Source organism: Streptomyces sp. RK9 (assembly GCF_045070545.1).
GTDB classification, from domain to species: Bacteria; Actinomycetota; Actinomycetes; order Streptomycetales; family Streptomycetaceae; genus Streptomyces; species Streptomyces alboflavus.
In genome coordinates this window covers 1,444,891-1,455,983 of sequence record NZ_CP173703.1, presented here as the reverse complement: position 1 = coordinate 1,455,983, position 11,093 = coordinate 1,444,891, and the positions used below count along the sequence as shown (strand labels likewise).

11 protein-coding genes are annotated in these 11,093 nt (G+C 73.7%); 5 read left to right on the top strand and 6 right to left on the bottom strand.

Annotated features, from left to right (window positions below):
• Positions 1–2: 2 nt before the first annotated feature.
• Genes AB6L24_RS05635 through AB6L24_RS05615 form a run of 5 tightly spaced genes read right to left on the bottom strand, consistent with a single transcriptional unit; the run spans position 3 to position 5,168 of the window.
• Complete coding sequence (locus AB6L24_RS05635) at positions 3–1,646, bottom strand: amino acid adenylation domain-containing protein (protein WP_405652751.1); 1,644 nt, start codon at positions 1,644–1,646, stop codon at positions 3–5.
• Positions 1,647–1,651: 5 nt separating this feature from the next.
• Positions 1,652–3,580 (bottom strand): aminotransferase class I/II-fold pyridoxal phosphate-dependent enzyme, encoded by a 1,929-nt coding sequence (locus AB6L24_RS05630; protein ID WP_405652749.1) that lies wholly within the window; start codon positions 3,578–3,580, stop codon positions 1,652–1,654.
• Positions 3,577–3,837, bottom strand: coding sequence for an acyl carrier protein (locus AB6L24_RS05625; protein ID WP_030357107.1), 261 nt, complete (start codon positions 3,835–3,837; stop codon positions 3,577–3,579). The genes AB6L24_RS05630 and AB6L24_RS05625 overlap by 4 nt, the downstream gene beginning before the upstream one ends.
• 7 nt (positions 3,838–3,844) lie before the next feature.
• The gene (locus AB6L24_RS05620) at positions 3,845–4,126 is read right to left on the bottom strand and encodes an acyl carrier protein (protein ID WP_405652746.1); all 282 of its coding nucleotides are present in this window, start codon (positions 4,124–4,126) and stop codon (positions 3,845–3,847) included.
• A gap of 10 nt (positions 4,127–4,136) precedes the next feature.
• Positions 4,137–5,168, bottom strand: a complete 1,032-nt coding sequence (locus tag AB6L24_RS05615) for a beta-ketoacyl-ACP synthase III (protein ID WP_405652744.1) — start codon at positions 5,166–5,168, stop codon at positions 4,137–4,139.
• Positions 5,169–5,414: 246 nt separating this feature from the next.
• On the opposite strand from AB6L24_RS05615, the gene AB6L24_RS05610 reads away from it, so the two are divergent.
• From AB6L24_RS05610 to AB6L24_RS05590, 5 genes are all read left to right on the top strand, one after another.
• Positions 5,415–5,729: an acyl carrier protein gene (locus AB6L24_RS05610; protein ID WP_405652742.1), complete on the top strand. Its 315-nt coding sequence runs from the start codon at positions 5,415–5,417 to the stop codon at positions 5,727–5,729.
• Positions 5,726–6,970, top strand: coding sequence for a beta-ketoacyl-[acyl-carrier-protein] synthase family protein (locus AB6L24_RS05605; protein WP_405652740.1), 1,245 nt, complete (start codon positions 5,726–5,728; stop codon positions 6,968–6,970). The genes AB6L24_RS05610 and AB6L24_RS05605 overlap by 4 nt, the downstream gene beginning before the upstream one ends.
• Positions 6,971–7,055: 85 nt before the next feature.
• Positions 7,056–7,946, top strand: coding sequence for a DUF6206 family protein (locus tag AB6L24_RS05600; RefSeq protein WP_405652738.1), 891 nt, complete (start codon positions 7,056–7,058; stop codon positions 7,944–7,946).
• A gap of 74 nt (positions 7,947–8,020) precedes the next feature.
• Positions 8,021–9,523 carry a RedV protein gene (locus AB6L24_RS05595; RefSeq protein ID WP_405652736.1) on the top strand — a complete coding sequence of 501 codons (1,503 nt, stop codon included), beginning with the start codon at positions 8,021–8,023 and terminating at the stop codon, positions 9,521–9,523.
• A 426-nt stretch (positions 9,524–9,949) separates the two neighbouring features.
• On the top strand, positions 9,950–10,624 hold the full coding sequence (locus tag AB6L24_RS05590) for a response regulator transcription factor (protein WP_405652734.1): 675 nt from the start codon (positions 9,950–9,952) through the stop codon (positions 10,622–10,624).
• Between the two features lie 49 nt (positions 10,625–10,673).
• Here the strand turns inward: AB6L24_RS05590 and AB6L24_RS05585 are convergent, their stop codons facing one another.
• Positions 10,674–11,051, bottom strand: a complete 378-nt coding sequence (locus tag AB6L24_RS05585; RefSeq protein ID WP_405652731.1) for a RedY protein — start codon at positions 11,049–11,051, stop codon at positions 10,674–10,676.
• Positions 11,052–11,093: the final 42 nt, after the last annotated feature.

Sequence of the window (11,093 nt, the reverse complement as noted above, 5' to 3'; positions counted from 1 at the left end):
CGTCACTTGCCGGGCACGGCACGCGGGGCGGGTCCTGCCGCGGGCCGGGGTGTGGGCGCCGGGCCGCCGAGGCGCCGGTAGTCGGTCTTGCCGTTGGCGTTGTGCGGCAGCTCGTCCAGGCAGGTGGCCGTGCGCGGCAGCATGTAGCGCGGCAGATGGCGCGCGCAGTGCCGCTTCAGCTCGATGAGGCCGGGCCGGGGCGTCTCGCCGTTGAGGGTGAAGTACAGGGCGATGGTGGTGTCGGGGCCTTCGGTGTCGGCGACGACGGCGGCGTGCGCGATGCCGGGGTGGCGCAGGACGGCCGCCTCGATCTCGCCGAGCTCCACGCGGTGGCCTCCGAGTTTCACCATGCGGTCCTTGCGGCCCCGGTAGACCAGGGCGGCGCCGTGGCGCACGTCGTGGCTGACCAGGTCGCCGGTGGCGTGGCGGCCCTCGCGGTGTCCGGCCGCGGCGGGCCCGGCATCCCCGCGCCAGTAGCCGGGGGTGACGCAGTCGCCCTCGACGACCAGCTCGCCGAAGGCGTCGGGGCCGGTGAGGGCGCGGCCGTCGGCGTCGACGACGGTCAGCTTGGCGCCGGGCAGGGGGGTGCCGATGGGGACGGGTTCGTGGCGCTCCAGGTCCTCGGGGCGCACGCGGTGGTAGGTGCAGACGTTCGTCTCCGTCGGTCCGTACAGGTTGTAGAGTGCGGTGCCCGGCGCCAACCGCTCGTACAGGGCACGCAGTTGGGGGATGGGGAACACCTCGCCCGCGAACAGGACGTACCGCAGCCCCCGCGCGGTGTCGGGGGTGAGCGCGCCCGACACCGTGAGCAGCCGCAGGACCGACGGCACCGAGTACCAGACGCTGACGCCGTGGTCGCGGATCCCGGCGGCGAGCGCGCCCACGTCGCGGGCCTGCCCGTCCGGCACGATCCACAGGCCCGCGCCCGCCGACAGGGCGGTGAACAGGTCGAACGTCGACAGGTCGAAGTTGAACGAGGCGTGGCCCGCGAACACGTCGCCGGGGCCGACGTCCAGCTCCTCGCGCGCCCACCGGATGAAGCAGGCCAGGTTCCGGTAGCTGATCCGCACGCCCTTGGGGGTGCCGGTCGACCCGGAGGTGTACAGGATCGCGGCGAGGTCGTCGCGGTCGAGGGGCGGCAGCAGGACGACGTGGCCCGCGGCGCCCGCGGTGAAGTCGGACCAGCTGACGGCGGGCGCGGCAGGCGCCGGGGCGGGGTCGTCCACGAGCACGACCACCCGCACCGAGTCCGGCAGTTGACGCTCCATCAGGGCGGCCAGGCGGTCGCTGTCCGTGACGAGGGCGACCGGCTCGGCGTCCCTGAGGATCGTCTCCACGCGGGCCACCGGCTGCCCACCGTCCAGCGGGACGTACGCGCAGCCCGCGTGCAGGGCGCCGAGGATCGCCTCGGCGTAGCGCGGCTGCTTGTCCGTCCAGATCGCGACGCGGTCGCCGACCGCGGCGCCGAGGCCGAGCAGTCCGGCGGCGACGGCGGCGACCTGCCCGGCGAGCTCGCCGTACGTGCGGGCGTCGGGCCCGACGAAGGCGAGCCGCGTGGACTGTTCGGCGCTCGGCGGCCACGGCGTGCGGATCAGCGCGACGTCCGAGAGGTCGGCGGGGCGGGGGCCCTGTGGCGGCTTCGTCATCGCGCTCACCCCGCCTTCGGCAGGACGCCGGTCTCACGGGCCGCGTCGACGAAGATGCCCGCGGCGCTCTCCAGGTCCTCGCGGGTGTGCTCGCAGGTGACGCTGACCCGCAGCCGCGCGTCACCGAGCGGCACGCCGGGGAACACCACCGTCTGGCAGAACAGGCCGCGGGCCCGCACGGCCCGGCCCATCTCCAGGGCCCGCCGCTCGTCGCCGACGACCAGCGGCAGGATGGCGCTCTCGGAGTGCTCCAGGTCGAAGCCCGCGTCGGCCAGCAGGCCGTGCAGGAAGCGGATGTTGGACCAGAGCCGGGTGACGCGCTCCGGCTCCGACTCGATCAGGTCGAGGGAGGCGATGAGCCCGGCGGCGACCCCGGCGGGGATGCCCGCGGCGAAGACGTAGGAGTTGGCGTAGAAGCGCAAGTACTCGACGACGTCCTCGTCGCCGACGACGAAACCGCCCATGCCCGCAAGGGACTTGCTCATCGTGCCGAGCTCCAGGTCGACCTCGCCCTTGAGGCCGAAGTGCTCGGCGGTGCCCGTGCCGCGCGCGCCGAGCACGCCCGTCGCGTGCGCGTCGTCCACCATGACGCGGGCGCCGTACTCCTTGCCGAGCCGCACGATCTCCGGCAGGTCGCAGATGTCGCCGTGCATGCTGAACACGCCGTCCGCGACGATGAGTTTGCCCGCCGTGCGGTCGTCGCAGCGCTTGAGGATGCGCTCCAGGTCCGCCATGTCGTTGTGCTGGTAGATCTTGCGGACCGCGCCGGAGAGCCGGGCGCCGTCGACGATGCTCATATGGTTGAGCTTGTCGACGATCAGCGTGTCGTAGCTCTTGACCAGCGCGGAGATGGTGCCGAGGTTGGCCGCGTACCCGCCGGGATAGACGATGCACGCCGGGCGGCCCTTGAACGCGGCGAGGCGCCGCTCCAGCTCCTTGTGCAGCATGTTCGTGCCGCCGATGAAGCGCGACCCGGTGTGCGTGGCGCCGAAGGAGCGGGTGGCCTCGCAGACCGCCTCGATCACCTTCGGGTGGTTGGCGACGCCCAGGTAGTTGTTGGAGGCGAACATCAGGAACTCGCGCTTCTGGCCCGTGAGTTCGTCGAGGATGAGGGCGCGATTGCCGCAGCGGGAGTGCAGCGGCATCCCGTACCAGTACAGGTGCTCGGCCTCGCGGCCGCGCAGATGGCTCCGGAAGCTGCGGGTCTTGGCGAAGAGGTCGCCGTCGCGGCCCTCCACGAAGTCCTTCATGGAGCGGCTGTCCCAGGGGGCGGGGAGTGCCGGGGTGCCGGTGCCGGTGCCGGTGCCGGTGGCTGTGCGGGTGGCGGTGGCTGCGCCCGCCCCGTCGCCGTCCTCGGTCGCGCGGTACGCCCGCAGCTCGGCGATCAGGTCACGCGGGGACGGCGCGGTCAGCGTGCCCGCGAGGTCGTCGGGCAGGCCCAGGTCGCGGGCGCAGTCGGCGACGATCGACACCAGGACCACCGAGTCGATGCCCAGCTCGCCCTCGAAGTCGGCGTCCAGGGGCAGTTGGTCGCGCCGGTACTGGGTGTGGTGCATGGCGGCGCGGAGGACGGCCTCCAGGACGGGGTCCTCGGGGGCGGGCGCCGGCTCGGGGGAGGGGACGGCGGCGCCCGCCCGGCCCGCCGCCGCGAGCGCCTCCTCGACGGCTGCGGTCAGTGCGCGGATCGTGTACAGGCCGTCGGGCAGCGGCGCGGCCAGCGCGAAGCGCTCCTTCACCAGGGCGAGGATCGACTCGTGGATGACGGAGTCGATGCCGAGGTCGGCCTCGAAGTGGCTCTCGGGCAGCAGGTACGACTCGTCGTACAGCGTCCGGGAGGCGATGATGTCCACGATCTCGCGCCGCACGGCGGCGCCCTCGTGGCCTTTCACGGCGGCAGTGGCGGCAGTGGTGGTGGCGGTGGTGGCATCGGTCATCGCACGCTCTCCCCCTGGGCCCGCAGCCGTTCGACGAGTGCGGCGATCGTGTCGACGGTTCGGAAGTTCGCCGGGGAGATCTCCCGCAGCGGCACGGTGATGCGGAAGTCGCTCTGCAGGTAGTGCACGAGGTCGAAGATCCCGGCCGAGTCGATGATGTTCAGTTCGGCTATGGGCAGTTGGGCGTCGAGGCCTTCGGTGTCGCCGTCGAGCCAGACGTCGGCGATGTAGTTGATGATCGACTGCTCGGTGGTCATGGCCGCCCTACGCTCGCTCTCCGGTGGCCGACGCCGCGGGGGCGCTCGGGCTCGGCACGCGGAGCCCGTCCTCGATCAGCTTCGCCACCGCCGCGACCGTGTCGCCCGGGGTCGCCGCGTCCTCGGCGACGGCGACCTGGAACTCGGACTGGATGACGAGGAGCAGCTCGACGAGGAACAGCGAGTCCATGTCGAGTTCCTCGAACTTGGTGTCGGGGCGGATCTCCGCGCGGTCCACCTCGAACCGGTCGACCAGCAGACCGACCAGCCTGTCGTACGTCTCGCTCATGCGGTTCTCCTCAGGTGTGGTCAAGGCATGGCCAGGTCAGCACCGTCGACCCCCAGGTGAGGCCCCCGCCGAACGCGGTGAGCAGCACCCGGTCGCCCGCCCGCAGGACGCCGTCGGCGTAGGCCTGGTCCAGGGCGAGGGGGACGGACGCGGCGGCGGTGTTGCCGACGTCGGCGATGTTGCTGAAGCAGCGCGCCCGCGGGACGCCCACCTCGTCGGCCACGTGGTTGGTGATGCGCAGGTTGGCCTGGTGGCCGACCAGGTGGTCGACGTCCGCCGGAGTCCACCCGGCGCGGTCGAGTACGGCCCGCGCGGAGGCCGACATGCGCTGCACGGCGTGCCGGAAGACCTCCTTGCCGTCCATCGTGAAATAGCGGTCGCCGGCCCGCGGCGAGCGGCCCGACAGGCGCTGGCGCGAGCCGCCCGCGGGCACCGTGATCAGGTCCTCGCGGCCGCCGTCGCTGCCCAGGTCGAAGGGGCCGAGCGCGCCCGGCTCCGCGGGTTCGCCCGCGCGCAGCACCACCGCGCCCGCGCCGTCGCCGAAAATCACCGAGGTGGCGCGGTCGTCCGGGTCGAGCAGCGTGGAGAACGTCTCCGCGCCGATCACCAGGACCCGGTCGGCGACGCCGGTGGCGATCAGTCCCGCCGCCGTGGCGAGTGCGTACACGAAGCCCGTGCACACCGCGGACACGTCGAAGGCGGCGGTCCCGGTCAGGCCGAGGCGCGCCGCGACGGCGGGCGCGGTCGCCGGGCACGGCCGGTCCGGTGTGGTGGTGGCGAGCAGCACGGCGTCGACGTCGGGGGTGCCGGACGACTTCAGGGCCTTGGCGCCCGCGCCGACCGCGAGATCGGAGGTGGCGGTGCCCGGCGCGGCGAAGTACCGCTGCCGGATCCCGGTGCGGGAGCGGATCCAGGCGTCGGAGCTGTCGAGGCGCGCGGCCAGCTCGTCGTTGCTCACGGCGGTCGGCGGCAGGCAGCCGCCGACCCCGGTGAGCACCGCGGCACGGGTCGGTGACGGTCGGCTCGGTGGGGGTGCGGTCACGCGTGCTCCTCGGTCTCCCGGACGGCAGGACGTGGGTGCGGCTACCGAGTCTCGCGGGACGGGCTGACGGGGAGCGGGCGCGCGTGCTGACGGCTCGCTGACCGCCCGCTGATCGCCTCCGGCGGCACGGCGGCGGGCGGCCTCGGTGCCCGCGGGGTCAGCCATCGGTCAGCGTCCGGCGCGGCGGCCGGTCAGGCGCGGCCCGCAGACTCGACCCCAGGCGACCGGAGAGGTGGGGCGCATTCGATGAGCGCGATGTACGGCAGGCTGGTCGGTCTCCTCGTCGACCGTTTCGACGTGGACCCCGCGGAGCTCGCTCCCGACACCACGTTCGACGACCTCGACATGGACTCGCTGCACCTGCTCGAACTGTTCCTCGTCGTCCACGCCGAACTGGGCGTGGCCGTGGGCGAGCACACGTCCACGCCCAGGGACACGATCGGGGCGGTGGCGGAGGTGCTGGCGCGCAGGGCGGGGCCGGGCGCCCCCGCCCCACCCCCCGCACCCGACCGCGCCCGCCCCGCCCCCATCCCGTCCGCCGCCTCCACCCCCGTCTCATGACGCGCCCCGCACCCGCCCGCGGCCCGGACGACATCGCCGTCACCGGCCTCGGACTCGTCACCGCGGCGGGCATCGGCGTGGCCGACACCTGGGCCGGCGTGTGCCGGGGGCGGTCCGCGGCGGCCACCGACCCGGGGCTCGCCGGGCTGCCCGTGGACATCTCCTGCACGGTGCCCGGCTTCAGCGCCCGCGAACACGTCGGCCGGCGCAGCGCGTTGACGCAGGACCGGTTCAGTCAGCTGTCGGTCGCCGCCGCGCGTGAGGCCGTCGCGGACAGCGGGCTCGACCCGGGCACGTGGGACGGCGCCCGCGTGGGCGTCGTCGTCGGCTGCGGCCTCGGCGGCGTGGCGACCTGGGAGGCCCAGCATCGCCGCCTGCTCGACCAGGGGCCGCAGGCGGTGTCGGCGCTCCTGATCCCCATGCTCGTACCGAACATGGTGGCCGGTCACCTCGCCATGGACCTGGGGGCGAGCGGACCCAACCTGGTGACCGCGACGGCCTGCGCGTCCGGCGCCACCGCCATCGGCACGGCGCTGCACCTGCTGCGCGACGGCAGCTGCGACGTGGTGGTCGCGGGCGGCGGCGAGGCCGGGGTGACCCCCTTGATGGTGACCGGCTTCGCGCAGATGGGCGCGCTGTCCCGGCGGCTCGACGAACCCGCCGCCGCCTCCCGGCCGTTCGACCGGGGCCGCGACGGGTTCGTCATCGGCGAGGGCAGCGGCATGCTCGTCCTGGAGCGCGCGGCGGACGCCCGGGCGCGCGGCGCCGACGTCCGGGCCCGCATCGCAGGGTACGGCGCATCGGCCGACGCGCACCACATGACCGCGCCCGACCCCCGGGGCACCGGCGTGCTGCTCGCGCTGCGCACGGCGCTCGCGCGGGCGGGCGTCGTGCCGGACGAGGTCGACCACGTCAACGCGCACGGCACCTCGACGCCCCTGAACGACGCGGCCGAGGCGGCGGTGCTGCGGAAGTTCCTCGGCGCGGGCCCCGCGGTCACCTCCACCAAGGGGGTGCTCGGGCACACCCTGGGCGCGGCCGGCGCGATCGAGGCCGCGCTCACCGTCCTCGCCGTCCAGCACGGCACGGTGCCGCCGACCGCCAACCTCCACGACCAGGACCCCGACATCGACCTGGACGTCGTCTCCGGGGCCGCGCGCACCCGGAAGCTGGACGTCGCGGTCAGCAACTCCTTCGGCTTCGGCGGCCAGAACGCCGTCCTGGTGGTGACGGCGCCATGAACCGGGGCGCACACGCCGCGCCCGGATCCGACGACCGCCCCGAGGCCGCCCCCGTACCCCCGCTGCCGCCGAGAGCGAGGCACCCATGACCCTCACGGTCCCGCACACCGCCCTTGCCCACCTGGAGGAACAGGTCCAGGACGCGCTGCGCCGAGCCGACGACAGCGCCCTGGACGTCCTTGGCTACGGCGAGATCACCCTCGTGCTCCGGCTCCGCGCCGACGGGGGCTCCTTCGCCTGCAAACGGCTGCCCGTCTTCCCCGACCGGGACCGCTTCGAGCGCTACCGCCACTCGCTCGACGCGTATCTGCGCCGACTCGCCGACCGGGGCCTGACCGTCGCGCCCACCGACGTCTGGCACACGGCCGCGCCCTCCGGGCGGATCACGGCGTACTGCGTACAGCGCGAACTCCCGCCGGAGCGGCTCTGCTCCCGGCTCCTGCACACCGAGGACGAGACCTGGGCGAAGACCTTCTTCGCCCGCTTCCTCGACCGCGTCTGCGCCGCCGTGCACCCGACGCTCGGCCTGGACGCCCAGGCCTCCAACTGGGTCGACATCGACGGCGAGTTGACCTACCTCGACGTCACCACGCCGCTGATGCGCGACGACCGCGGCCGGGAACTCCTCGACGTGCGGCTGTTCTTCACCTCGCTGCCGTGGATCCTGCGCGACGCCGTCCGCGTCTCCGTCGCCAAGTCGATCTTCGACAAGTTCTACGCGACGCGCGGCGTGCTCCTGGACTTCCTCGGCAACCTCCACAAGGAACGCCTCGACGCGCTCGTCCCCGCGTTCCTGGAGCAAGCCAACGCCCGCATCGCCGAGCCGATCACGGCCGCCGACGTCGCCTCGTACTACCGCGACGACGCCCGGATGTGGGAGCTGATCCAGCGCCTCCGCGCCGCCGACCGCCTCTGGCACCGCAAGATCCGGCGCAGGCCCTACCCCTTCCTGCTGCCGCCGCCCGTGGACCGCTGACGCCCGGGCAGCGCCGGGCCCGCGGGACCGGCGCCCGCTCACCCGCCCCGCGTGGAGCTGAGGAGAACACGACGATGACCACAGACCGGGCCCCGGCCCCCGGAGCCCCTGCCGCGCCCACGACCGCCGCCCCCGCCGCCTCCGTTGCCTCTGTCTCCGCCGCCTCCGCCGCGGCTGCCTCCACCGCCTCCGCCGATTTCGCCGACGCCCTGCGGGAGGCGGCCCGGATCGCCGTGCTCAGCCCCTCGTCCCACAACTGTCAGCCGTGGGCGGTGGCGTGGGCCAGGAGCGCGGTGTCGCGGGCCGCCGCCGCGCGGGTGGTGGAGGGGGAGGCCGGGGTGTCCGGAGTGGTCGGGGTGCCTCGGATGGCCGACGGTTCCGGGGGCGGGCGCGGCGACGGGACCGACGAGACGTCTCAGTACCTCGTCCTCGGGCTCGACCGCGACCGGGAGCTGCGATCGCTGCCCGCCCACGCCGTCGAGATGCTGCTCAGCTGCGGCCTGTACTGGCAGCTCCTGCTGCGGGCCCTGGAGGCGCAGGGCTGGTCGGTGGACGCCCTGCGCTTCGCCGACGGCCCGTTGGACCCGGGGGCGGTGCGCGGCGCCGAGCTGCCCGGGACCACCTGGCCCCGGTCGTGGACGGCGCTGTGCGTGGCGCGGCTGCGCGGCCGGGCGGGGGTGGGGGTGGGGGTGGGGGCCGAGGTCCGGGGCACGGCCGGGGCCGGTGCCCGGACCGCCGTCGGCGTCGCGACTGCGACCACGAACGCGACCGACGCCGCGCCCACGATCGGCGCCGGGGCCGAAGGCGAAGTCGGCTCCGGCGCCCCGGACGGCGGCGCGGAGCTGCGTACCCTGCGCGCCGCCGCCCGCGCCCGCCGCACCAACCGCGCCCCCTACCGCCCCCAACCCGTCCGGCCCGCCCTCCTGGACGGCCTGCTCGCCCCCTCGGGGTGCGCGGCGGCACGCGGCGCGGACGTGACCGTGCGGCATCTGACGTCCGGCGCCGACCGCGCCGCGTTCGCCGACTTCGTGGCCGAGCACGGCGGCCGGGACTTCAGCCACCGCGAGGCCTGGCGCGAGACGTACGCGTTCCTGCGGGCCGACCGGTCCGAAGCCGCCGCGCGCGGCGACGGGTTCGCCCTCGACCAGCTCTTCGGGCCGCTGTCGTGGCCGAGCAGGCAGGCGCTGCGTGCCGCCCTCGCGCCCGCGACGATGCGGCTGCTCGCCCCCGTCGGCTACGACCGCTTCGTCGGCCGTCGCCTCGCCCACGGGCTCGCCCGGATGGTGCGGCCGACGCCCGCCGTGGTCGCCATGAGTTTCGACCGGACGGAGCCGACGCTCGCCGACGCCGTCAAGGGCGGAGCGCGACTGGCCGATTACTGGCTGTGCGCGACCACCGCCGGGCTCGCCCTGCATCCAGTGAGCGTCGTACTCCAGCACGAAGACCTGCGGACGGCTTTCCAGTCGAGCCTTCGCATTCCGGGGCGCGCGTTCTTCGTGAGCCGCCTCGGCCGGCCCGTCACCGAGTTCCCGTGCTCCCCACGCCGCCCTGCCGACGCACACCTGCGGAGGATCTGACTTTCCCGCCGCGCCGTTTCGAGCCATTCTCATGCTTCTTCCAACAATCCTCGCCCAGCGGCCAGTTGCGCCCACATAATGTTGCAGTGCGGACGGCATATTCCGCACCCGTGAGTCTGCCCGGATACGCCGCGAGAGGGGGGCGTACGGACGGAGAAGTGCAGATTCGAACAGCAACCGGAAATGTTTACGGGCAGCAGCGACGAGGGGTACCCGAAGGCACATGGTCGTGTCATTCAAAGGGGGGCGGCGAGATGGGGAACTGCTGCAAGGGGCACGTGCCGGAAGCCTCTCGCGGGCCGGGGAGGCCGGCCCGTGCGGGCGTGATGTCGTGACGGGCGGGACGAGATGGGCGGGAGGGACGGTCCGGTGCGACCGGCGCGGGCGCGGCCCGCGGCCGGGCGGGACGTGGTGAGGCGGCGATCCATGAAGATCCGCGTCCTGGTGTGCTGCGACGAGTCGATCATGTCCGCGGCGATGCGCGCGCTGCTCGATCAGCAGCCCGACTTCGAGGTCCTCGGATTCACCACCGGACGTGAATCCGCCGCGGCCGTCGCCGAGCTGACGCCCCACGTCATGATCGTGGTGGCGCCCGCGCTCGGCCTCGACGACAGCAGTGAGCTGGCCGAGCTCGCCGCCCTGACGAAGATAGTCCTGATCGCCAAGGCCGAGTCCGCGCACCGTTCCGTCGAGGCCCTGTGCGTCGGCGTCAGAGCGGTCCTCGCCCCCGACTCCTCCGCGGACGACCTGATCCACGTGCTGCGCACGGTGAGCGCGGGAGCCTCCATGGTGATGCCGGCCGCTGCCCGGCGCAGCCTCCAGGGCCTGCCCCAGCAGGGGCGTTCGTGCGGGACCGGGCGCCGGGCCGCCGACCTCACGCCGCGCGAGTCCGAGGTGATCGTCCTGCTCGCCCAGGGGAAGTCCAACGCGGAGGTCGCCGAGAAACTCTCGGTGTCGCTCGCGACCGTCCGGTCCCATGTCCACCATGTGCTCCGGAAGATGGGTGTGAGCACACGCGCCCAGGCCGTCGCCATCGCCTATGAAACAGGTTTGATGGCGACAATTGGGCGGACCGCCGAATTCCGTGGCCAAGAGGGATGAACGGCTCCCGACCGGGAATGCCGACACCTTCTGATTACGTATCACAAAACTATCGCGACCGGTATCCTGACCCCACTCGATCGCCGGTCAGCTCGGCCACCACCATGGCCATCTTCTCGAATTCGGCGACCAGCCCACGGAATGTGTCGGACCGCATATCCCGTTCGAAGTCCGTTCGATCGGTCACTTCGATGATCTCGAAGTACTCGCCGGGCGACGCGGCCTCGGCGTCCGTGACGCGCTGCACGGCGAACGCCACCACCCCCGGCAGCCGCGGACAGGCCGCGTAGTCGACGTCCCGGACCCAGGACTCGAACCGCTCCGGGTCCACGCCGTCGAGCAGCCGGATGCGATGCACGATGACGGTGGTGGCGGCGGACGCGTCGGCGCCGCCGTCCCGCGCGGTGCCGGATGTGGTGAGCGACATGGTGAGTGACATCCCGTCAGTCGGTGGGTCGGTGGGTCGGTG